This window comes from Bizionia myxarmorum (assembly GCF_008086205.1).
Classification (GTDB): Bacteria; Bacteroidota; Bacteroidia; order Flavobacteriales; family Flavobacteriaceae; genus Algorimicrobium; species Algorimicrobium myxarmorum.
This window is the reverse complement of record NZ_VSKK01000001.1, coordinates 1,133,446-1,157,230: the sequence shown is the minus strand read 5'-3', so window position 1 is coordinate 1,157,230 and position 23,785 is coordinate 1,133,446. Positions and strand designations below refer to the sequence as shown.

General features: G+C 32.0%; 26 protein-coding genes. 4 read left to right on the top strand and 22 right to left on the bottom strand.

Annotation, left to right across the window (positions count from 1 at the left end; translation table 11 throughout):
• Positions 1 to 2 precede the first annotated feature (2 nt).
• From ES674_RS05215 to ES674_RS05145, 15 genes are all read right to left on the bottom strand, one after another.
• Positions 3 to 2,546 carry a GmrSD restriction endonuclease domain-containing protein gene (locus ES674_RS05215; RefSeq protein ID WP_148402913.1) on the bottom strand — a complete coding sequence of 848 codons (2,544 nt, stop codon included), beginning with the start codon at positions 2,544 to 2,546 and terminating at the stop codon, positions 3 to 5.
• Position 2,547: 1 nt separating this feature from the next.
• A complete protein-coding gene (locus tag ES674_RS05210) occupies positions 2,548 to 4,467 on the bottom strand; it encodes a DUF262 domain-containing protein (RefSeq protein ID WP_148402912.1) in 1,920 nt (639 codons plus the stop codon).
• Positions 4,468 to 4,506: 39 nt separating this feature from the next.
• On the bottom strand, positions 4,507 to 4,998 hold the full coding sequence (locus tag ES674_RS05205; RefSeq protein WP_148402911.1) for a mismatch-specific DNA-glycosylase: 492 nt from the start codon (positions 4,996 to 4,998) through the stop codon (positions 4,507 to 4,509).
• A 1-nt stretch (position 4,999) separates the two neighbouring features.
• Positions 5,000 to 5,497, bottom strand: a complete 498-nt coding sequence (locus ES674_RS05200) for a hypothetical protein (protein WP_148402910.1) — start codon at positions 5,495 to 5,497, stop codon at positions 5,000 to 5,002.
• A 2-nt stretch (positions 5,498 to 5,499) separates the two neighbouring features.
• Positions 5,500 to 5,976, bottom strand: a complete 477-nt coding sequence (locus ES674_RS05195; RefSeq protein WP_148402909.1) for a hypothetical protein — start codon at positions 5,974 to 5,976, stop codon at positions 5,500 to 5,502.
• Positions 5,977 to 5,982: 6 nt separating this feature from the next.
• Positions 5,983 to 6,708, bottom strand: coding sequence for a hypothetical protein (locus tag ES674_RS05190; protein WP_148402908.1), 726 nt, complete (start codon positions 6,706 to 6,708; stop codon positions 5,983 to 5,985).
• 34 nt (positions 6,709 to 6,742) lie between these two features.
• Positions 6,743 to 7,231: a hypothetical protein gene (locus tag ES674_RS05185; protein WP_148402907.1), complete on the bottom strand. Its 489-nt coding sequence runs from the start codon at positions 7,229 to 7,231 to the stop codon at positions 6,743 to 6,745.
• Positions 7,228 to 8,436 (bottom strand): restriction endonuclease subunit S, encoded by a 1,209-nt coding sequence (locus tag ES674_RS05180; RefSeq protein WP_148402906.1) that lies wholly within the window; start codon positions 8,434 to 8,436, stop codon positions 7,228 to 7,230. Before ES674_RS05180 ends, ES674_RS05185 begins: the two co-directional genes overlap by 4 nt.
• The gene (locus ES674_RS05175; protein WP_148402905.1) at positions 8,427 to 10,847 is read right to left on the bottom strand and encodes a type I restriction-modification system subunit M; all 2,421 of its coding nucleotides are present in this window, start codon (positions 10,845 to 10,847) and stop codon (positions 8,427 to 8,429) included. The genes ES674_RS05180 and ES674_RS05175 overlap by 10 nt, the downstream gene beginning before the upstream one ends.
• Before the next feature lie 112 nt (positions 10,848 to 10,959).
• Positions 10,960 to 11,391, bottom strand: coding sequence for a hypothetical protein (locus ES674_RS05170; RefSeq protein WP_148402904.1), 432 nt, complete (start codon positions 11,389 to 11,391; stop codon positions 10,960 to 10,962).
• Between the two features lie 78 nt (positions 11,392 to 11,469).
• Complete coding sequence (locus tag ES674_RS05165) at positions 11,470 to 12,201, bottom strand: P-loop NTPase family protein (protein ID WP_148402903.1); 732 nt, start codon at positions 12,199 to 12,201, stop codon at positions 11,470 to 11,472.
• A complete protein-coding gene (locus ES674_RS05160; RefSeq protein WP_148402902.1) occupies positions 12,201 to 12,890 on the bottom strand; it encodes a hypothetical protein in 690 nt (229 codons plus the stop codon). The genes ES674_RS05165 and ES674_RS05160 overlap by 1 nt, the downstream gene beginning before the upstream one ends.
• Positions 12,877 to 13,182, bottom strand: coding sequence for a helix-turn-helix domain-containing protein (locus ES674_RS05155; RefSeq protein ID WP_148402901.1), 306 nt, complete (start codon positions 13,180 to 13,182; stop codon positions 12,877 to 12,879). Before ES674_RS05155 ends, ES674_RS05160 begins: the two co-directional genes overlap by 14 nt.
• A 99-nt stretch (positions 13,183 to 13,281) precedes the next feature.
• A complete protein-coding gene (locus ES674_RS05150) occupies positions 13,282 to 14,064 on the bottom strand; it encodes a hypothetical protein (protein ID WP_148402900.1) in 783 nt (260 codons plus the stop codon).
• Positions 14,065 to 14,074: 10 nt separating this feature from the next.
• A complete protein-coding gene (locus ES674_RS05145) occupies positions 14,075 to 15,370 on the bottom strand; it encodes a site-specific integrase (protein ID WP_148402899.1) in 1,296 nt (431 codons plus the stop codon).
• Between the two features lie 440 nt (positions 15,371 to 15,810).
• Here ES674_RS05145 and ES674_RS05140 point away from each other — a divergent pair, with 440 nt between their 5' ends.
• The 3 genes from ES674_RS05140 (at position 15,811) to ES674_RS05130 (ending at position 18,604) form a co-directional block, all read left to right on the top strand.
• Positions 15,811 to 16,230, top strand: a complete 420-nt coding sequence (locus ES674_RS05140; protein ID WP_148402898.1) for a hypothetical protein — start codon at positions 15,811 to 15,813, stop codon at positions 16,228 to 16,230.
• 65 nt (positions 16,231 to 16,295) lie between these two features.
• The gene (locus ES674_RS05135) at positions 16,296 to 16,895 is read left to right on the top strand and encodes a tetratricopeptide repeat protein (protein WP_148402897.1); all 600 of its coding nucleotides are present in this window, start codon (positions 16,296 to 16,298) and stop codon (positions 16,893 to 16,895) included.
• 347 nt (positions 16,896 to 17,242) lie between these two features.
• Entirely contained in the window at positions 17,243 to 18,604 is a 1,362-nt protein-coding gene (locus ES674_RS05130; RefSeq protein WP_148402896.1) for an acyl-CoA dehydrogenase family protein, read from the top strand.
• A gap of 603 nt (positions 18,605 to 19,207) precedes the next feature.
• On the opposite strand, the gene ES674_RS05125 is transcribed toward ES674_RS05130, so the two are convergent.
• Together ES674_RS05125 and ES674_RS05120 are read right to left on the bottom strand one after the other, a co-directional pair.
• Entirely contained in the window at positions 19,208 to 19,621 is a 414-nt protein-coding gene (locus ES674_RS05125; RefSeq protein ID WP_148402895.1) for a DUF6691 family protein, read from the bottom strand.
• A 3-nt stretch (positions 19,622 to 19,624) separates the two neighbouring features.
• Entirely contained in the window at positions 19,625 to 20,182 is a 558-nt protein-coding gene (locus ES674_RS05120; RefSeq protein WP_148402894.1) for a YeeE/YedE family protein, read from the bottom strand.
• Positions 20,183 to 20,333: 151 nt separating this feature from the next.
• Here ES674_RS05120 and ES674_RS05115 point away from each other — a divergent pair, with 151 nt between their 5' ends.
• Positions 20,334 to 21,212, top strand: coding sequence for a sterol desaturase family protein (locus ES674_RS05115; RefSeq protein ID WP_148402893.1), 879 nt, complete (start codon positions 20,334 to 20,336; stop codon positions 21,210 to 21,212).
• Positions 21,213 to 21,217: 5 nt separating this feature from the next.
• Here the strand turns inward: ES674_RS05115 and ES674_RS05110 are convergent, their stop codons facing one another.
• The 5 genes from ES674_RS05110 to ES674_RS05090 are packed head-to-tail and all read right to left on the bottom strand — an operon-like array spanning position 21,218 to position 23,714.
• Complete coding sequence (locus ES674_RS05110) at positions 21,218 to 21,799, bottom strand: class I SAM-dependent methyltransferase (protein WP_148402892.1); 582 nt, start codon at positions 21,797 to 21,799, stop codon at positions 21,218 to 21,220.
• Positions 21,800 to 21,802: 3 nt separating this feature from the next.
• Positions 21,803 to 22,099, bottom strand: coding sequence for a thioredoxin (trxA, locus tag ES674_RS05105; protein WP_148402891.1), 297 nt, complete (start codon positions 22,097 to 22,099; stop codon positions 21,803 to 21,805).
• A gap of 8 nt (positions 22,100 to 22,107) precedes the next feature.
• Positions 22,108 to 23,109 carry a c-type heme family protein gene (locus tag ES674_RS05100; protein WP_148402890.1) on the bottom strand — a complete coding sequence of 334 codons (1,002 nt, stop codon included), beginning with the start codon at positions 23,107 to 23,109 and terminating at the stop codon, positions 22,108 to 22,110.
• The gene (locus ES674_RS05095; RefSeq protein ID WP_148402889.1) at positions 23,099 to 23,377 is read right to left on the bottom strand and encodes a heavy-metal-associated domain-containing protein; all 279 of its coding nucleotides are present in this window, start codon (positions 23,375 to 23,377) and stop codon (positions 23,099 to 23,101) included. The genes ES674_RS05100 and ES674_RS05095 overlap by 11 nt, the downstream gene beginning before the upstream one ends.
• 1 nt (position 23,378) lies before the next feature.
• On the bottom strand, positions 23,379 to 23,714 hold the full coding sequence (locus ES674_RS05090; protein ID WP_148402888.1) for a rhodanese-like domain-containing protein: 336 nt from the start codon (positions 23,712 to 23,714) through the stop codon (positions 23,379 to 23,381).
• Positions 23,715 to 23,785: the final 71 nt, after the last annotated feature.

The following is a 23,785-nucleotide window of genomic DNA, read 5'->3' as shown; positions in this document are numbered from 1 at the left end:
ATTCAAATTGAATTATTTAATTCAGTAAATTTATTTAACAAACCATCAACGTGTATCTCCAAATCAGCATCAGAAACTATATTTTTTAAATAAGCAGGTTCGATATATTTTTCTGATAAATAATAACCACATGAATTGAGTATTTCTATAATGTAGTTATCGAAACGTAATCCTTGCTGTTCTCTAAAGGAAAATCGCAATTCATATTCTCGATTAATATATCTTATATCCATAAAGTAGGTCATTCCCTTATATTTCCAGTTATCAAAAAATGCACAAGGCTCCTCTTCTTGCTTCGTTACGTCATCATATTTTAAACTTTCAAAAGGTAATATTGATTTTCCTGACATCTTATAGTTAATCTCAAAAAACTTACTTCTCAATTCACGTTGCGTGCCTCCAGCATTCTCATTTTTTAATAATCTAACTTTATAACCATCATCAGTCTTTTTAAATGTTCTGTTATTACACGCTTTCCATAATTCAGGCGATTCTATAAAGTATTTTCTCCAAGAACTACCATTATATTGTTTTATAATTTCTTTTAAAGACTTCTCCATATTGGCAATATCTAAACGATCAAGAAGTTTTTTTAAATTGTCCCTATTATTTGCAAAAACAATACGCCAACGTTCCTCTTTAAGTCGAAAGTTAGTATTTGAATCACAAAACATCCAACGACTATGACCTTGTGAAATAAAATAATTAGAATAAGTTAGCAATGCTCTATCAAACAATTTCTGATCAGATGTGTTCATTTCACTTGAGAACAGAAACAATAATTTCTCTCTATAATCTATAAATCTCTCAATATCAAAAAATTCTAAATCTCCACTCATTTTTACAACAAAGCCAATCTGACCTTTAAAATAAGGATGTCTTTCAAATTTAATAAACTCTTTTTCATAAGAAGCATTTATTCTAATCAAATCAAGCTTTAGAATCTCCTCCTCAATGGAATTTTGTTTAAACTTAATAGTATCACTTCTTAATAATTTGGGATTCTCATAAAGTTTGTTTCCTACTTTTGAAAGTTCTATAACGGATAAAATAGCTTGACCAAAAGTTTCAGGGCTTTGTATATAATTTTGATTATAAACTAAATTATAACATAATCGAGCATAGCGTTTAAATGAAATTTCTAAATTTTCTTGATTAAATCTATTTCTCTTGATAAATGAAATAATAGCTATATAAAATGTACGATCATAATATGCTATTTTTTGAGACGATTCGTTAAAATGAGAGAAAAGCAATGAATCTAATGCATTCTCATGGTTAATAAAGCCAGTTTCATCAAAAATGAACTTTTCGTCCTGAAGCCATTCAATAAATCTATCGATATAAGCTCTATCTTCAAATATTTCTAAAAGTTTAAATGTTTCTATAACGCTTTCGAGCGTAATTAAGGATTTGCTTTTCATCTGTTGAAACGAAAGGCTTTCGTATTTAGAACTTTCGTTTGTATTTTTCAAATAAAGCTTAATTACATCAGCATCTATTCCTTTATTCTTATCATTCTCTTTTATATTTTGTTTTTCAATGTAAGTGTAGAGAATACTTAATTTAAAAAAATTAAAATAGTTTTCTTGTATATCAAAGATGCCCTTACGTTTTACACCCCAAAATATATCTAACCAAGTGGTATCTAATTTATGTGCATACTCCGCAATATCATTTTTAGTTAGCGTTTCTGGGTGATTTATTAAACATTCTTCCAGAAATTCAAGTAAAGAGTTTTTAAATATCTCAAAATCAGATAACTGCTTCCCTCTCGCATTCATCTTTATATATATCTCATCATCTATATTGTGTTCGTCTAATGGTAAAAAACTAAAACAAATTTTATTATTATCTCCCGTTAAGGCATCCCACCATGATTTTATTGAATCATCCCAATTGGTAATACTTGTAATTTGTTTCCAAATTTCATCTAACATAACAAGCATACCTTTTACAGTAGGATCATTCTTCCATTTATAAAAAAACCAAGGTTGATTTTGAATAACTTCAGCGTACGATTCACATATTATAAGATTGCAATTATGTTTCAATAGTGTTGCACAAAAATCGCGGGAGCTCTTTCTTGTTTTATAAGTGAAATTCATCATCCATTCTGGCATATAATCTAACTGATGCGCTATCACAAAATGCAATAACCATAAGGTTGTTAATCGTTGTTGCCCATCAAGTGGAAGGAATTTTTTGTTTAAGGCTATTAATTCCTTTCTATCAACAACGGGTAACTCTCCAGATAATTTAACATCTAATGAAGTGTGATATTTACGTAAAATACTTAAAAGCTGTTCTACACTTTCCGCATTCTTTTTCAATGAATCGGTATTTAAATCATCTATAATTCGACCATATATAAAATCTAAATGATGCAAGTCATTTTTATCAGAAATTAAATTATCTAATAAATCTTTTACAAATTGCTCTCGTATTTGGTGAGCTTTTGCATCTTCCCTCCCTTGAACATAATCGCGTTGAATAACAGGGATTTCAATTTTATAATTTTTAAGAGTACTCGCTAATGTTTCCATGTTATTGAGGCAAATATTTTATAGAAGACTGTTTTGAGTCTTCATCATTAATTACAGTGGGTTTTGTTTTTTTTTCATAACACAATGCTCTGTTTATAGCTTCTTTATAAGAAATAGCATCTTTTTCAGCCCAGTACGAAAATTGCAAGTCATGGCTTTGAGTAGTATAAAATTTAGTAAACACATTTAATGTTCCTAAAGGAATAAAACTGGTTTTAAGATTCCCTTTTCTTAAACTTTGACTAAAGTTTATTATTTCTGCACGCTTGGCTTTAAACGGTTTGTTACCAATTGATGAATTTTCATTTTGATGCAATAAGGTTAAATTACCTATGTGATCTAAACCAAATTTTTGAATAATAGTGGTTATCAGTTCTTGCATCTCACCCTTTAATTTCTGAAAACCAGAATCGTTAACATGTTTTAACTTTTCTTCTAAAATCAATATATCATCAAACTCTTGCTTATCCTTTTTTGTATCTAATAAAGACTTATAATCTTCCAGGAAAAGCATTGCTTCGTCTTTTTCTTTTATTACAGCTAAGTTTTGCGGAAAAATATGCTCCAATGTCCATGTTTGACTATAAAACTCTTTAAAGTTTACTTTATAATTGGTGATAAGATTTTCATACAAGCATATATTATATAGCACCAATACATGTGTTATTGCTAATTTATTTGTTTTGTAGGACAAAGAATCTAAATGATAAAGTTGAGTGATTACTCCCTCTTTTATTTTGACCTTGGAAAATGCATTTTTAATTTCATCATCTAAAGCTTCTTTAAAATTTTCCTTACTCAAACGAATACTTTTTTCATTTAACTTTTTAAGACTATTTAATTTATTGTCTCTTTGAAACAACAAAAACCCAACACGATGATAGATATAAGGGTCATTATACCATTCTACAAGTTTTTGAAAAAACAGCTTTACAGTATTCCAATTTAATTCTTCTTCTTTATTTGCATACATTCTATAAGCATACAAATCGTCTTCTTTGTCTATAACATTTAAAATAACGTCAAATAAGTAGCCTATTCGCGATGCATATTCCCTTTTAGTTTTACTTTTTATAAAATACCAGAAATCACTTTGCTGCATTTGATATTCTATCTCATCCCATTCTATTGCCAATTCATTAATTTTAAATTGAACTACCTCGGAAGAAATACTATTATTTTGTGGAGAAAGATGTAATACAAAAAGAGCTTTAATTAATTCTGCTCCTGTTAGTTTTATTTTACCACTATTTAAATCTGCAAATAGTTTTTTAGGTGATTTATGAACCTCGTTGTACCAAATTACTTGTGTGTATAAACTTATTTTATTTATAAATGCCTCTTTGTTTTTGTAAGGATAATTACAAATTAATTGTGCAGCTTTGTAAAAATGATAATTATCTACATTGTCAAAATGCTTATGCTTCTCCACATAGCCTTTCCACGAATTATTTAATGCAATTTTTAAATCCTCTAACTCGACTTTTAAATCGATACTCGCATCTATAGGCTGGGTTTTAATTCTATTTACGTAATCCTTACTGCTTGCTCGAGTTCTGTAAATAATTTTATGATGCTTATTAGCAGTTAAAAGACTTAATATTAGAAAAATAGTTGTAAGTCTTTGTTGACCATCTATTAATTCAAAAATCTTTTCAAATTCATTGATATTTAAGTCTTCGTCTTCAATTAATTGAGCCAATTCTTGCCTCTGTATTTCTTTGACTGCCACGGGTTGTAAACAATAAAATTGTTGTGCCTGTGCGTTTGGCTCAAAAGTATCAATATCATTTAGTAGATCTAATACTTGTTGTTCATCCCACTGATAACCACGTTGGTAGTCTTCAACTAAAAACACATAATTTTTCAAACTTTCTATGGTACGAAGTTTAAAATTGTTATCTTCTTGTAATCCTATCATTCCAACAAACTTTTACTTTTTAACAATTATTAAAGCTATCTATTCTTTAACACTTTTCAACTCCCTCCAATATCTCTCATCCCAAAACCGCCTGGCACTACCAGAGGTAGAAGGTGCAACATATAATTTGGTTTCGCCAATAGTTTCGGGTTGTAAACCATAACTTATATATTTTGTTTTAGTATCAAAAAAAGTAGCAGCCGCTTTTTTACCATTGAAGCAAACCATCTTTGGTTTGTAAGCTATCATCTTTTTCTTAAACTCTAAAACATCAAAATCCTGTTCGTTTAAAACATCATCATTACCACTGGTATGTTTTACCAAATCTGTTAATCCTAAATTATAATGTACTAAATCAGTATAATTCTGTGGTGTTATTTGTTTTGGCGTTAAGCCTATCTTATGGAGTATTGGATAAAACATATTTCCAGCACCAGCATAATATGCTCCCTTTTTTTCAGAATCTTTGCTTACGGCAGTCCCACAAAACACAATGTCCAAATTAGGTTGTAACAAATCTTGTAAAATCATGCTATTTTATATTAAAATTGGAATTAAAAAATTCAATAGTATTCATATTTAAGTCAGGCATATATTGATCATCTGCCATTTTAAAGATTGAACTAAATAAACGCATTTTTAATTTTTGACTACCAAACACCATATGAATATCCTTAACTATTTTAAGTTGATAGTCTTGGATAAGTGCCCAAACTACTTCTGAAAAATCTTCTGGAACCCAATCTATTGTGATTGATTGTTCTTTTAAATTTAGAAGCTCTAATTCATCGGGAATAAAATTCATGTTTTCAACAAATCCATCAAAGTCTTCAAACCTGTAAAGTTCTATGGAAGCTATTAAATAATCATGGCACAAATATGCGAAAGCTGTTGCATAAAGCCTGCCCTCCAGATCTTCATCTTCTCCTATTTCTGGATAATTAAAAAGAGAACTTACTACACTATATAATTTTGCACTTTCAGTTGCATAACTATCTAATATGCTTTCAAATGGTTTTGAAATTTTCATATTTAATTTATTTTAAAAATTTCGTTTTTGTTAGATATGTAATACGACTTATAGCCTTCATTCTTACATTCTTGTTCCCAAATATGTTGAATGATTTTACTTCTATTATAAATATCATTCATTCCTTTATGCCATGCCTTCCATATTTTAGCATCTAACCTACCTTCTTTGTACCAATAATATTCTTCTGAACAGATATTAAAAAAATCCACTACATCACCGTAAATCAATGCTTTTTCCTTTTCGTCTTTCTGTGCTTCCCATATAACCACACTCGTTTTAGAGATTTTATCTAATTTGTTATTAATTGTATCATAACGAATATTAAACTCTGTAAATAGGTCTTTCATCATTTCATCATTAGCCAATTTCTTGGCATGCCTTTGATAACGACTTGTTAGCCAAATGGCAACACCTGAAATAATTAAAGGAGCCAAATCCTTTAAAATACCAACTAAAAACAGCACATTTTCTTTCATTTTCTGTTAAAAACTTTTACAAATTGTGATAAACTTACTTGATCCACAATCCACCCATTTATTAGTAATTGTATCTACTCCAACTTTTTTAGCATGTTCATTAAAACATGTTTGCCAATCTGCATCGTTTTTAAAAAGTTTTCTTCGATTATAATCCATGTCATGACAATTTAAGAAGCCTAAATAAACCAATACAACAGGAACTCCTTGGTTTGCCAACCACCATGAATATGCTATACGATTTGATAGTTGATAGCAATTATCTCGAGAAATGTTAATTTCAGGATGTGAATCTTTAATATATTCATTGGCCTCGTTAATGGCTTCACCAATTCTTTCATGATTTTTTAAAGAGCCCTCTTTAGAACCTGAATCAGAAGTCTTTTTTTTAGGTTTATCATTTAACTCATCCGAATGCGCTTTTCCTTCTACGAGTAATAGTCCTTTTTTGCCATTGATAGTACAGGTTGAGATTAAATCCCAAACAGGTGTTCTATTAGACCAAGAATTTGTGTATAACCACCACTCTACTATTTTATTAGCAATTTGAAGGTTGAAATTATATTTCAAGAAATTTTTTAATTCTGCTTCCTTATCATTATACAAACTTTTAGGCATCCAATTGTCATATCTTGAAATTTCTGCCTTTGTGCCTTTTATTAATTTATTAATATTTTTAATAAAGTCATTTGATTCAACAAGTTTTATAACAGCATACTGACTTCCTTTCATACTAATCTAATTTTAACTGTTAATAATTATTTCGTTACAACTTTTTAAAAATTTCATTCTTATTAGATAAGTAATAAGATTTATAACCACCATTTTCACATTCCTCATCCCAAAGTCTTTGGATTACTTCGCTCCTATTATAAATATCATTCATCCCTTTTTCCCAACTCCCCCAAATATTTCCATTTATTCTACCTTCTTTATGCCAAAAATGTTCTTCGGCACAGATATTAAAAAAGTCCATTACAATGCCATATCTAATAACCTTCTTCTCTTCTTTCTGACCTTCCCATTTTTTTACACTCATTTTAGAGATTTTATCTAATTTATTATTGATTTTATCATAACGCCCATTAAACTCCTTAAAGAGCTCTTTCATCATCCTATCACTTTCAATTTTCTCTGTTTGTGCAAAGTGTGTTTTCGAGTTATTATTAAATCTATAAGTTAGTATCCCTCCAAAAACGCCAATTAGCGAAGACACAGCAATACTGGCTAAACCAATAATTAATTCTATACTCATACCAACCTAATTTTACCCATTAACAAATTTTGCATTAAACCTTGTTTTAACATTATATATTTAGATAACTTTTGCTCTAATTGTGCTATTTCCTTATTCATATCTATAAGAATAGTGGCTATCTCTGTTTGTTCTTCTTTTGTTTTTGGTAACGGAATAGGGCACTCTAAAACATCATTCTTTTTTAGATTGGTTTGCCCTGTACCACTATCAAAAGCTAAATAGTATTTGTTTCTATTTAGAATGAAATATAAAAATTTAGTATCAACATCTTCTGTTCTTATTGCACAAATACGTTGGTTTAAAGTGTATTTATTATCTATTGGGACAACAAAACATTTTGCCAATGCTTTACCATTAGGAATATCACTCATAACCATTGTAATATCTCCTTTTTTAAGAGGACAAAGATTTTCAGTTGAATTTTTAAATACAGTTCCATTCCTTGAAATAAACTTTGAATTTATTACTGTAAACTCTCCATTAGCATCAATAAACTGCTCGTGTGCTTTACCGTTGTAAAAGTGAGCGATAGTACCCAACTTTTTAATTTCCCAATCTTCTTTAGGAGTTAAGAGTTGTTGCATAGCACCTTGTTTTATGGCTCTTTTTTTAGTGATTTTTTGCTCTATGGCTTGTATTAAATTATCGGTATCGCTTAATACTTGGGCTATGGCTTTTTGTTCTGGAAGTGGTGGAACTAAAATATTGAATTTTCTTTGTGCAGAAATTGGAACTTGATTCCTTGTTGATTGTGACATTACTGAACTATACTGCTTTATAAAATGCTCAGATTGAAAATAATATAACAAATAACTATTAGAAAGATTATTTTCATTGCATCTGAAATAAGTAACTGTAGTACTTAATATCACATATTCTAACTTGGTTTTTAAAAGAGCTACAGGACCTACTGTTGCATTATGTGCAAATAAAACATCGCCATTTTTTGAAATTCCTTTTTGAAATAATGCAGACCTTTCCTTTGATAAAAACTTACACTTGTTAAAATCTACTCTGCCATTTTTAAAATCATTGGCAGCTATATATGGAACACCTAACGATTTAAATTCATTGCTTTTCGGATATAAAGCACCGTGATTACCATCAAGATGACCTAAAATTACATTTGAATCGATTAAATCTTGAATTTTTAATAGCTCCCAATCTTCTGTGAAACTCTTGTTTCTTTTTTCTAATTCCATATGAATCCCATTTTTTGTAAATGTGCATTCACTTTGGTTTCTAAACTTTCTACTTCATTATCAATAAAAGGTAAAGGGTTTTCATAACGTTCTGCCAATTCTTTTACACGGTTGGTTAAACGTTGGCTAATATGGTTTATTTCTTCTTTTATGGCCGTTTCTATGGTTATCATCCATTTATCATCTACTACCAACTGTTTTACTTCATCTTCTGTTAAGGTTGGGTATTTAACATAAAGCTTTGCATCTAATTTGGCCTCAGCTACTTTAATCTTTTTGTTGTTGGCTGTTTGTTTATCTAAAAAAGCAATGTATTGTTTAAGCACTTTTAATTCATCAACACTATCTGTTTCATCTTTTAATTCTTTAATACGAGCGTTTATAGATACCTTGTTTACTTTTTCCATCTCCCCAAAATAACCATCTTCACTACTGTGTTCTTCCTCCAATTCAGTTAAATCACTTGCAATGATTTCTTTAATAGCTTGTAAATTGTTTAAGGCTTCTTTTTCGGTTTTAAAATAACGGGTTATTACTAAATCTTTAGGTACAAGGTCGCACGTCCAACCTTTATCAATAATTTTATTCTCTTTACCCTTAATTTCTCTCTCAACTATTATTCTATAGGCTTCAGCTTTCCAGCCATCTTGGGTGATTAAATAACTATCATCTTGCATAGTTTCAAACCAAAAGGTCATAATGTGTTGGTACATGTCGTAAGGATCTATTAAAGCTTTATTCTCATATTGCATTAATAAACTTTCGGATATGTTATGAATGAGTTCTTTTGGATTAAAGCCTTGATTTAATGATTTTAAGGTAGATGTCGTTTCAGTTTTCCAAATATTAAAAAGTGTATTCATCTCTTTTGTGAATGCCACAAACTCGGGATGCTGATAAATAGTGTCTCTAATAACATCTTTATCTATTTTTAAAGCCGAATACTTTGGTCTATCTCCTGATGTGAATATGCTTTTTTTAAAATTTGGAAATACCTCCCAAAAGCGTTGTAGCACATCAATATCCACATTAGGAATACCACCTAATAAATGGGCTTCAATATCTTGAATATCTTCTGTTTCTTGGCTTTCTATATAACGTGGAATATTGAGGTTAAAGTCGTTGGCTTCAATATCTGTAATTGAAACCATTTTACTAAAACCCGGAATGTGTTCTTGCTGGTTAAATACATCTGCTACACGGTGAATATCTTGTTCGCGTAAACGGTTTTTATTGCCGTCTTTCACAAAACCTTTCCCTGCATCTATCATGAAAATACCTTTTCGGTTTTGGGCATTTTCCTTATCAATTAAAATAATACAAGCAGGAATACCAGTACCATAAAATAAGTTGGCAGGTAAACCTATAATACCTTTAATATAGCCTTTACGGATTAAGTTTTGACGAATAACTGCTTCGGCATTTCCTCTAAATAAGACACCATGAGGCAAAATGATAGCACCTTTACCATGGCGTTTTAATGAACGTACTATATGTAATAAAAAAGCATAATCCCCATTCTTTTCAGGTGGCACACCATAGTCTTGAAAACGGTTAAAAGGATTGTCTTCTGGTAAGTTAAGTCCGTTACTCCAACGTTTATCACTAAACGGTGGATTGGCAACCACATAGTCGAAGGTTTTTAGGTTTTCTTCTTTATTAAGAAACAAAGGATTTGCTAAAGTGTTTCCTTGTTTAATGAGTGCGGTAGGTTCATTATGCAGAATCATATTCATACGCGCCAAACCAGAAGTCGCAGCATCTTTTTCTTGCCCGTATAAAGTTACTTTTCCGTTAGCCACATTGCTAATTTTTAATAAAAGCGATCCAGAACCACAGGCAGGATCGTAAACGGTAGTTTCGGCAGTAGTTTGCTCTTTATCAATGCCTATAATTTTGGCCATGATTCGGCTAACTTCGGCAGGTGTGTAAAATTGCCCTTTACTTTTTCCACTTTCAGTAGCAAAGTGACGCATGAGGTATTCGTAGGCATCTCCTAAAATATCATCACCCTCGGCTTGATTTTTACTAAAGTCGAGTTTAGGGTCCTCAAAAATGGCGATTAAATTAGTTAATCTATCTACCATTTCTTTTCCGCTACCTAATTTGGAAACATCATTAAAGTCGGGCATTTCAGCTAACTGATTAGCTTCTGCAATAGGTGCAATAATTTTTTTGTTGATTTGGTCTCCAATATCGGTTGCACCTTTAAGTGCAATCATATCTTTAAAGCTTGCTCCAGTAGGGATTGTAATCGGAGCATAAGCTTGACCAGCCCATTTATCACTTATATATTTTAGAAAGAGCATGACCAATACGTAATCTTTGTATTGACTTGCATCCATTCCACCTCTTAATTCATCACAACTTGCCCATAAGGAGCTGTATAATTCGGATTTCTTTATTGCCATCTATCTTTAATATTTTTTGTGTAATAATCAAAAGCTTAAAAATAGGATATTTAGATAACAATGGCTTATGGGTTTCCATAATTGTCCATAAATATTTAGAGCTAACAGTGTTCTACATACTTTTCATTTTAAATAAAAACTTCAAATTCTGTATCTCTTGTTTTAATGCATCAACATCCCCTTTCGTTGCAGGTAATGTTTGAGGCGCAAACAGTTTTTTACCTGCATAAATTGTAGCGTCCGCAGCAGCAGAACCAATAGCCACATTTGATATAGAACCACCATTTATTTCAGGTTTAGCAATTATACTATCTATTTTAGTTTCCAATGCTTTAATACCATCGAAAAACTCATTGGAAACAGGCAATTCATTTTCAGGGATATCGAGTGCTATTTCTTCTTTTTTATAGTGACCTGTAACATATTTATAGCCATTCCTTTTATAGCTTGCTTTTGTCTTACAGCTTAATGTGCAATAGACATGATTGCTTCTTCTGGATTCAAATGACTCATAACAATATTTGCAATTTTTAATCTTTTTCATGGTATCTTACTTTTTTTGGTTGATTTTATACTCGATTTGGCGTGTAATCCGTTAAATAAGGTTTTATTTAACCTTTTATCATTTTCTTAGACTTTGACCTGTGAATGTGACGATGTTGAACATTTCGAATAATCTATCGTAAACTCTATGTCCATATTTTTCACCTAAAGCTGATAATGTTTCTTCCACACTATTCGCTGAAGTCGCAAAATTTGTTGTTATATAGGTTACTTGATTTTTGTCATATCGGTCAGATATAATGTTCCCAATGACATCAAATAAACCATAATTACTGGCATTGTTTTCTGATCCTATGTCATCAATAAATATTTGCTTCCTATCTTTATCTTTAAAGAAATAGTCCTTGTCCATTGGAGAAGCACATTTCTCATATTCACGAACAAGAGATTTGGCATTATAGCTTTTAAACCGAAAGGAATTTATTGGCTGAAAAATATTTTCGAAGCATTTCATATTATCTGTTTTACCGACACCCACGTCACCAATAATTAATAAACCTTTATCAAAACTTGGCTCATTGAGTGTGGTAATTAAATTTTTGCATTTAAAAAATGCTGGATCTTTTAGAAAATAGTGAAATAGCACTTCCAAATTACCGAGAATTTCCTTGGTTTTGATGAGTGGTTTCCCGTATAATTTTTGAAATTCAGAACAGAAACGATTCCAAAGCTCTTGTTTTACAAAAATTGGCTTGACCTGTTTTTCTGGCGATGTTTTTCCCGTCTCGACTTTAGGTGTACAAATTGTTCTAGTTATTTTTCCTATTGATTGTGGTTGGCTATGTCTCATTAAATTGTTGGTCTATTGGTTTGTAATTCAGTTTTCTTCTTATTGCTTTCTAATTTTGGTCTTTCATTAGCTAACCACTTTGGTAAACGTTTTTCTATTTCAAAAAAGCGCTGGGTTTCAAACCGCATGGTTGTCTTATCTGTATTTAACTCACTCCAATAATCAAAAAAAGAAGTCAAAATTTTAGTATTAAAAGTTGAGTGAGAGAATACACGCTCTCTAAATATCTTTTTTCTATTTTTTATTGTTTTATTATTAGTATTAGTAGTTGCTAATTGATTGTCAATAACCTGCGATTCGTTTGTTAACTGCTTGCTATTTGGTTTGTCAAGTCGTGTGTCATTTGGTGTGCTATTATTTTCAGTAGAAGTTTCAGCCATAAAATCATGCAACCTTAAAACACCTATTTTAGTGTAATTCACGGTAGTCTCGACCAAAATGTATCCTGTAGAATCTAATTTCTTTAAGGAGGTTCTTACTTTGCTTATTGTAAGACCTGTTTCCACAGCAAGTTTCTCATAAGATGTTATAAATTCACCTTTCTGGATTAATATTCCTTGCCAGCGTTTCTTACTATAATTTACTTTTAGTAAACAATGCGTAAATACTTTATACGTATTTATGTCTGTGTACCATTCCCATTCGGTTAGCTCCCGAAAAAGCATAATAAATCCCTTATTCATCATCATCTGGCACTTGTTTTATAAGTTTAGAATTTATATCGCTTCTCTTTATATAGACTCTATTGCCTAAACGATAACTGGGAATTATTCCTGATTTACGCCAATTCCATAGCGTTTGGTTGGAACATTTCAAAATGGTTAGGGCTTCCTCAATTGTGAGCAGCTCCTCTTCTTCATTTTTTTTTGAAGGTTGAAGTTTATCAAAAAACTCCTGCAACTTGCCATCAACACCTTTTAAGATGTCGTTAGTAAGTTCTTCAGGAGTTGTCTGATAGAAATGTAATGGGTTTGATTTCATTTTATGGTATTTTATTATTTGTATACCACAAATCTACAGCTACACATCTGTTTTTCATATATTTAGGTGTATACGCTCGTATATATACACCTCAAAAAATCAAGTAAAATCGGCTGGTGGAAGTGAGAACCCTGCGCCATCAAAAATAGTTTTAGCGTTAGTATACCGTTTACTTCCATTACTTAAATATATTTCAATAGTTTTAGGAGAATCGGATTCCGCAATTGTGAAGGCTTGCATTAAGTCTCTTGAAAGACTCGCACAGTTTATTTCACCATTCCTTTTATCAGCTTCCATATACCCTTGATCAATTAACTCCCTTACAATTATCGCTAATTGAGAAGGCCTACCAATCCATTTTAAAGGTTTAACAGCACGATTATCAATGTAAGCTGTAAGAAATGAAGATATTAATTCAGATCGTTTTATGAGATTATTTTGAAGTTTATCCAAACCAGCCATATGAAACATCAAACTATATTCATATTGAGAATTTTTTATCACACCTTCGGTTTCAACAAAACCATCTTCTAATTTTATTTCTTTATAGTAATCTCCCGAAGCCTCTAAACATACTTCTGCATTTTCAATTATTTCATTTATTTTTGGAACTATTTCTAATTCTAAAACTGAAAAATATAATTCAGGATTATCACAATAATCGTAATGATATTGGAGGAAATCTTTAGCATCTAAAATGTGTAAATCAAACAAGAGCTCTCGAGTAAAGTATTTAATATAAAAGTCTGGAATTAATTTAGGCTCATAGTAACTGTAGTTATTTAATTGAAATGGATGAGGCGTGTAATTATCATCTAACTTTCTCTCTGCATAAGATTTTTCATCAACGGCAAAAGCCTCTTTATAATTTTTTCTGATCATTTATACTGTTTTAATTATTAAAGAAAGCACTATCAGCTATCTTAACTGCGCGTTCTTGTGGTGTTACTTTTATATACTTGTAAAATTCGCGTTCTGTGCTATGACCACTAATAGCCATAATATCTATGGCAGGCATTTTAGATAAGTAAGCGTTTGTGCAAAAAGAGCGCCTCGCTGTATGCGAAACAATAAGGGTATGTTTAGCCACAGACTCAACACTCTTAACGCCTCCACTTATTTTTTTAACGGTTATCATTTCATTGATTTCTGCTTTTCGCCCAGCTTCCTTAATATATTCATTTATATCTGGATCATTAAGAATACGAGGTGGAAAACCATTATGTCTTTTGTTCATAATCGCTTCTACGCGAGAATGAATCGGTACATAAACCTTTTTTCCAGTTTTTTGCTGCTTAAACTCAAAGACTCGCCTATCATCAAAGGTTTTAATTTGATCTTTGGTAATTCCGTTATAATCCGAAACTCGCTGACCTGTATAATATCCAATTAGAAAAATATCGCGTGCTAATTCCCAATCTAGAGTTTTTGATAAATCAACATTGTAAAGTGATTCTATCTCCTTTTCGGTAAGGTAAATTGATACTGTCTCCTCGGATATCGTTTTAAACTCTCTGTTCTTATATTTTAGGTTCGTATTAACTCCATCTTCGGTAGCTCTATTTAATAGAGTTATTAAGTTCTTTATGTGCTTACCAATTGTGTTTACAGCGTAATTATTTTCCTCCAAAAATTGTACGAAAGCATAATAGAACTTTAAGTCAATGCTACTAAAATCTAAATTGTACTTTTTCGCATCATTAAAATTCTTCATTCTACTTACAGTTTGCTTATAAGAACGAACAGTTATTGGACTCAACTTCACGGAGTCTATATTTTTAGCTTGATTTTCTTTTCGCTCAATGTAGTCATCCGCATAATCAAAAAAAGTAGTTATTGATCTATCATTTTCATCAATATCACGAACAATTTTAGACAGCAATACTTTTAAAGTGTTTTTGTTCTGTTTTTCTAAATCATCCAATTTAGAAACAGCATCTGCAAATTCACTTGAAAATTTCAACAAATCACTGTTAACTTTTTCCCTATTCCGAATTGTAGAAACCGCTCTAATTCGCTGATTAATTTTATCCCAATTTTTAGGTTGTACTTTATAGCCTGTTGAAAATTTTATCCGCTTAGTTCGACCAAAACTGTAGTCTAAAATTATGGAAGTTTCTCCTTTTACTTTAGGGTCTTTTAATCTATATTTAACCGTTCCTGAAGTGGATTGAATTGCTTTATTCATAACATTATAAAAATCACATAATTAAAAGGGGACAACAAAGGGGACAACATATTGTTTATTTGTTGTTATGTCAAAATTATAAAATTTAAACGAAACAGCCGCTACATATTGTAAATAAAGGGTATTTAGCCATAAACAGTTAACACAACATAACATAACATAAAGCTAAAAGTGGTACTGGAGGCACCACCATCAAAACCCAATCTGAAAAGATTGGGTTTTTTGGTTTTATAGGTTTTTTTAAATTGTTAAAAAGCCATTAAATTCCGCTTTCATCAGCCATATGATTGATTAAATTTCACGGTTTTCTTCACGTTTTAATGTTTACGTCCCTCAACCTTATAATATTTACTGAAAAATAATATATTAGCGTTGTAGTGTGGAAATATGTAATTGCTTGCATCACATTGTTGAAAATCATTAAGCCAATTCGAAAATAAATGACCTATAAATATTCTATTTGCCATCCAGAAAAAGAAAATATTGAATATATAAATAGACCAATATTAGGAAATGAAGTTGCAGAAATAGCAAAAAATTATCCTTGGATTGAAAAACTGAAATTTTCAGAGTCAATAAACCCAGAAGATATGCACTACAGTCCTTCAATTGATTTTACTTGTATCGAAAACGGAAAAAGCTTCGGTTTAACTGCTAATTTTGATAAGAACGAAAATCTAGAATTTTCTTTATGGTATAAAAGACCTAAAATAGTTAAGGTTTTATTTGTGTTATTGGGAGAAAAAGAAAAAATGGTCGTTGACGATATTTGGTCAATTAATTTCGAAAAATCTTTAAAATATTTGGAGCATTTCGTGAATGAAAACTACTTAATAATAGAGGAATTATATAAAAAATAGCGGCGTACGAAACCGAAACTACTCTTTTATATAAACGGTAGTCAAAATTTGAAACACCATTAATTATGAGAATTTTCAGAATTGTTTTAGTATCTTTTTTATTAATATCCTGCAAAAGCGATGAGGAAAACAAATTTCTAAAAAAATTCAATCCTGCTGAACATATTGAGCAGATGCTAAAAATTGAAAAAGCCATTGAGCTTTATGATGAAGGCACAGAATTTTTTAAGATGGGTGACTTTGAATCTGCAAAAAAATCATTTCATAAATCATTTGATATTGAAAATAGCCCAATTTCACTCAATGAACTGGGAACAATTGAAGTTGCAAAGAAAGACTACGCAGAAGCAATCAAGTATTTCAATCAAGGCAGAAAACTAGATCCTAATTATTGGCCAGTTTATATAAATGAAGCTAGATGCTATGAAAAACTGACTGAATTTAAGAAGGCAGAGGATTTACTTCTACTTTTAAAGAAACAATGTAAATCAGACTATTGGATTACTCAAGCGGACTTTATTTTAGCTTTAATTTATTTTAATAGTAGACAAGGTTGTGAAAAAGTTTATGAATTTCTAGACAAGTCTCAAAGCATGACTACATATCCTGAATTAAAAGATCCATACATGAATTTCAAAAACTATGTAGAAACAAATTGTGAATAAATATGTGTGTAAAAAAGGCTTAAATTACAGCCAAACTTAAAGAAACTCCTCCTTAAGACAACTAGCCAAACAGATAAAAGCAAGTTGTGCAAAAAAGCATTGCGGCAAATAAAACGATAAATTAGATAACCTCATCTTTATTTTTCATTTTTATAGCTAAAATCTCTTTTTAAAAATTATATAAATTCCCCATTCCTATAATTCCAATACTAGGGCTACAGGATTAATAATTTCATTTATGAAGCTAAAACTATACAAGACTTTTAGCTACCTTGAAGAATCTTACAACAGCTTTGAAGGATTCCTTTATTTAGAATAAAAACCTGATAGCATTTAAAATCCCAAGAATGGAACTCTTTAAAAAAATTAAGCAAATTACCCACTTAATGAAAAACATAGATTTTGCCGAATTAGGTAAAATTTCAGAAAAAATAGATTTGCCCAAAATCATGAAATCGGTTGGCGAATTGGATGATGCACAACTTAAAGATTTAATGAAAATGCTAACCGAAAAAGCCAAAAAAGGACAACACAAACTCCCGCCTATTGATGGCGATTTCTATGATTACGATTTAAAACTAACCCAAGAACAGCGTGAAATTCAATTAAAAGTCCGCAGTTTTATGGAAACAGAAATAGAGCCGATTGCTAATTATTATTGGAATAAAGCTGAATTCCCAATGGAAATCATTCCGAAATTGGCTGCTTTAAATATTTGTGGTGTGGCGTTTGAAGGTTACGGATGCCCGAACTTACCTTTTATGATGGAAGGCATAATTGCTGAAGAATTAGCACGCGTGGATGTTTCCATTTCTACATTTTTTGGTGTTCACAGTGGTCTGGCCATGGGTTCCATTTATCTTTGTGGTAGTGAAGAACAAAAAGAAGAATGGCTACCAAAAATGCAAAAAATGGAAGCTATTGGTGCCTTCGGTTTAACGGAACCAAACGTTGGTAGTGGCGTTGCTGGCGGCATGGAAACTACCTGCCAAAAAGTTGGTGATGAATGGATTTTAAACGGCCAAAAGAAATGGATAGGTAATGCTACCTTTGCCGATGTTATAATTATTTGGGCCCGAGATATTGATGATAACCAAGCTAAAGGATTTTTAATGCGCAAAGGTAATCCTGGTTATACGGCTGAAAAAATTGAAAATAAAATGGCGCTGCGAACCGTTCAAAATGCCCTCATTACCATAACGGATTGTAAGATTCCTGAAACTGACAGGCTACAAAAAGCCAATTCTTTTAGAGACACCGCTAAAGTTTTAAGGATGACGCGGGCTGGTGTTGCGTGGCAAGCTTTAGGTTGTGCTCGAGGTGCTTATGAAAGTGCCCTGAAGTATACTAAAAAACGTGAGCAGTTTGGAAAACCAATTGCCAAATTTCAGTTAATTCAAAATCATTTAGTGGAAATGCTTGCAAACCTGACGGCTATGAAAGCTATGGTGTTTAGACTATCAGAATTACAAGATCAAGGATTACTAACAGATGAACACGCCTCATTAGCCAAAGTATTCTGCTCCATGAGAACCAGAGATGTGGTTAGTCGCGCTCGAGAAGTTATGGGTGGAAACGGTATTTTATTGGAATATGACGTGGCGCGCTTTGTTGCAGATGCCGAAGCCATTTATTCCTATGAAGGGACAAAAGAAATTAACTCGCTCATTGTTGGTCGTGCCATAACCGGCTATAGTGCGTTTGTATAGAGAAGATAATCGTTTTGTATTAGAGTTGAAATTTCAAATTAAAACCGAATGATTCACTTTTTTTTGGCGATAATCATTATCAAAATCAAGAGGTTTTCATAGCAGGCGGTGCAAGCATCACGCCATTTATAGCCATTTTAAAAGATTTGGAGAAACAAAATAAAGTTTCAAAAAAAAAAATTGATTTTTGCGAATCAAACTTCAAAGATATTATTGAAATAGAATTTTTGATTTACTTCTAGGGAAAAACTTTATAAACGTTTTCTCCAAAGAAGAAAAACCCGGTTTTGAATATGGGTATATTACAAAAGAACTTATAGAGGCCCAAATACAAAACCCCGATATCAACTTTTACAGATGTGGCCCACCACCAAAGATGGATGCTGTATTAAAAGCATTGAAAGATTTGAATATCGATGATTCAAAAATCATCAAAGAGGTGTATTAATTGAAATATTCGAACTCATTTCGAATTAAAATCTAATTACACACATCAGATATTTCAAATTTAGCCATCTTTCATTAAGCTAAAAGAAAGTTGAAACAAAAAAAAACCTGAACAATGCGTTCAGGGTTTAACTTTTCTATAGTAATTTTTAAATATTAATGAGGTAATTTATCTTTAAGTAAACCATAAACATAAGTTCCTGAAATTGCCGAAGCTATCACCACTAAAATGGGCCAATAACCCGCTCCAACCAAAACATACATAGGTCCAGGACATGCACCAGCTAAAGCCCAACCCAATCCAAATAAAGTTCCACCTATCATATACCGTTTAAAGCCTTTTTCTTTGGCCTCAAATTGAAGTGTTTTTCCGTAAAATGATTTTATTTTAAAGCGCTTAATAATAAAAGTCATGAAGACGCCAAGTCCTAAAGCCACTCCTATAATACCATACATGTGGAAAGCTTGAAATTGAAACATTTCAAAAATTCGAAACCACGACGCCGCTTCAGATTTAAACATAGTGATTCCAAAAATCACACCTATTACTAAATATATACCTGTTCTCATGATCTAAAAAATTAAAGGGAATACTAAATGAACCATAATTAAGCCGCCTAAAAAGAATCCAATTACAGCAATCAAGGATGGCAATTGCAAATTACTTAATCCGGAAATGGCATGACCTGAAGTACAACCGCCAGCATAACGTGCTCCAAAACCAACTAAAAAACCACCAATTATTAAAACCAATATGCCTTTCCAGCTTGTGAAAACGTCGTTTCCAAAAAGTTCTGTTGGCATATAAGCTAATCCAGCACTTTCAAATCCTAGCGTTTTTAAATCAGATATGGTGTTTTCACTTATAGCGACAGCATCGTTTGGCGATAAAAACTCGGATGCTATAAAACCACCAATTACGGCACCAATAACCACAACCAAATTCCAACGCTGTGATTTCCAATCAAAATCGAAAAAATCTGTTTTGTTTCCGGCTCCAGCCATACTGCAAAGTGTGCGTAAATTAGAAGACATCCCGAAACGTTTGTCTACCATTATGAGTAGAAACATTACGAAAGCAATCATAAAGCCCGAAAAATACCAAGGCCAAGGTTCAAGAAAAAATGCCATGCTTATTTGTTTAATTTTTGGGCAAAGAAACAGATAATAAGCTTAAAAACTAAATCCTTTGTAACATTCGTTACACACTTTAAAACCTCAAGAACGTATCTTTGTAAACATTTGCATTTTCTTCAGTAACTTTGCAAAACAATAAATTGCTATGTGGGAGTATATTAACGCTTTTAAAGAATCCTTTATTGGAACACTTGATTGGACTTGGAAATCCATTATTTTCGAGGTGCCTTGGTATACCAATTATTTTTGGGGACTTATAGCAATTTCTGCTCTTGTTTGGGGATTAGAGATTCTTTTTCCATGGCGAAAAAACCAAGCTATTTTTAGAAAAGATTTTTGGTTGGATGCTTTTTATATGTTTTTCAACTTCTTTATTTTCGCTATTATTATAAGTGGTATTTACCGCTTAATGGAAGTGGCTTTTGCCGATTTCGGTATTTCCATGACCAGTTTAGCTTTATTAGACATGAGCGCTTGGCCTATGTGGTTACAGTTGTTGGTATTCTTTATTGTTTTAGATTTCGTGCAATGGTTTACCCATGTTTTATTGCATCGTTATGAATTTCTTTGGCGTTTTCACCAAGTACATCATAGTGTAAAAGAAATGGGCTTTGCGGCACATTTACGCTATCATTGGATGGAGAATATTCTTTACAAACCACTGAAAATTTTCGGTGTTATGATTCTTGGAGGTTTTGAACCAGAACAAGCCTATATTGTTCATTTTATTGCTATTTCTATTGGTCATTTTAACCATTCCAATATTAAAATAACCTACGGCCCTTTAAAATATATTTTTAATAATCCAGTGATGCACTTATACCATCATGCCTACAACTTACCGGAAGGCAAACAATATGGTATGAATTACGGGATTAGTTTAAGTGTTTGGGATTATATCTTTAAAACGGATTATATTCCAGAAGAAAGTGGCACGATAGAATTAGGTTACGAAGGTGATGATATGATGCCTGATAGCTTTTTAGGGCAAATGAAATATGGATTCTTCGGAAAGAAAAAGTAGAATAATTACTTTTTAATCAATTTTATAAAGAGCTCGCTGTCTTTTCTACTTTCCATAGAATTATAACTTGGTTCAAAAATATCCAAGTCGAAATACGGCTCAAAATAACGCATATATTCCGCTTTAGAACCTCCAAAAGGCGGCTTGTCTGTATTTAAAGGTTTATCAAACATTAAACCGACTAACTTACCATGTGGTTTTAATAAACTATGAATTTTCTCGGCATAAGCTGTCCGAAGTTCTGGGTTTATAGCACAAAAGAAAGTCTGTTCTATAATCAAATTAAATATTTCTGAAATATCAAAAACATTAGTGTGCAGTAAATTTTCACTTGGAAAAGCTGGAACGCGTGTTTTAAAATTTTCTAAAGCGGTTTGTGATAAATCGGCAATAAATACATTTCTAAAACCCTTATTGAATAGATATTCCGCTTCATAAGAATTACCAGCACCAGGAATTAGAATTTTGACGGATCTATCTTCTAATTGATCGAAATAAGTTTTTAAGGGCCGAGAAATTTCGCCTAAATCCCAACCTGTTGCTTTGGTTTGATAACGACCATCCCAAAACGATTCTGATAAATCCATGAATTACACGTGAGATTTTATAAGAGACACCAAATCCCTTTTAGAAGACAAACCGGATTGGCGCCATAACTGTTTACCTTGCTTATATAAAATAAGCGTTGGAACGCCACGCACTTTAAATTGGGCTGCTAATTGCTGATTTTTATCAACGTCAATTTTCAAAATCGTAACGTTTTCACCAAGTTCCTCTTTCACCTCTTTTAAAATAGGGCTCATGGTTTTACATGGACCGCACCATTCAGCAAAAAAATCAACTAAAACGGGTTTGTCTTTATTTATTAAATCTGAAAAATTACTCATAGTTAAAATTATTTATCGAATGAAATACTCCAAATACCGCGCACCTCATTTTCCATATAACCAATAGCTTCATCCATTGGGTATAATGCTTTGATTGATTTATAGACTTCCGGTTCTATGTTTTTACCATGGCATTGCAAACACATGGTATTGGTAGAAATTGGATAATAAAATTGAACCGTATCATCCGTTTCTTCAACTATAGCTTTCGGTTCTTTTTTAGCCGCGACTGATGCTTTAAATTGAGCAATATACTTAAGCTCCTGATTATTTGCTTGATTATTCGGGTTTCTAGGTTTATCTGAAACACGTTTAATATTGGCGTTTTGAACTACAGACATACTGTCGGTTAACGGATAGGCAGCTACATTACAAAATTCAACTGCAGCCAGCGTGCCTTTCTTTTGAATGGTTCCCATTAAATTTTTACCCAATTCCGCTTGCGTACTCATAGCATATTTCAGGCCAATCTCCTCATAGGACATAGCAGAATCCCTTAAAAAAGCTTGCTGCTTTTTCATGTTCTGCTTTCCAGAACGGTTCATATTACCAAGACCTTTACCGCCTTGTTCTTTAACATGATCATCAAACCATTCGGGTTGGTCAATGTCATAATCGAAGATATAATCGGCAATTTGAGTTATGGTGTTTTCGGGATACTGTGCTTTAGGCATAACACCAAATCGTCTAACAGCACCTGGCATTTTTGAGTTGGCTTCAGTAGGATTTTTAACATAACTTTCAATGTCACGTATAAAGTCGGCTTTGGTAATACCTTCACTTAAATAGTGGTTCTTAATTGCAGCCATTGGTGGCGCAATTCGCTCATCATGGTTAGCTGTTGGACTATGACACACATAGCAGTTCACCTCCATGAGTTTCTTACCTGGATGATTTTGCTGTTTGTCAATAGTTGCCGAATTCACATAATCTTGTCCTTCTTGCTTCTCGTTTTTACAACTGGAAACAACCGCTAGAATAATTGTTAGTAAAAATATATTACGAATCATGATTTGTCATTTTTCCAGTTGCACAACTAATTAAAGATTTAGCTTTTGAAACCACAGAATTAGTCGAATCCGCTGCAGGATATCCTAAAGATTTTAGTTTTTGTTTTGCCGCTAATAAATTCTCTTCCGTTTTATAATTGAAAGTAACTTCATTAGCCTCTACTGCCACAGATACGTTTTCAATACCTGCAACGCTTGCCAATTTAGTTGTAACCGTGTTTGCACAACCGCCACATTTCAAATTTTGAATTTCAAGTGTTGTTTTCATATTATTTCCAGTTTAAATAACCGCCTTTTAAATCGTAGATTTCTGTAAAGCCCATTCCTGCCAACTTATTGGAAGCCTGTTTGCTTCTAGCACCACTACGACAGTATAAATAAACAGGTTTTTCTTTGTTTAATTTCGAAATTTTCTCGCTGAACGAACCTGCAAAAGCATCGATATTTTTAGCGTTTTTAATGTGTCCTGAACCAAACTCATTTGGCGTTCTCACATCTACCAATTGGATGTTTCCTTTTCCTATTTGAGTTTTAAATTCCTCTGGTGATAAAACTTTTACTGCGGAATTTTGTGCTGTTCCGAACAACATAGATAGTAATGACATACTTATAACAATTTGATTTTTAATTTATTTCAATTTGATATAAAATTACCCTAAATATCCATTCCTATACG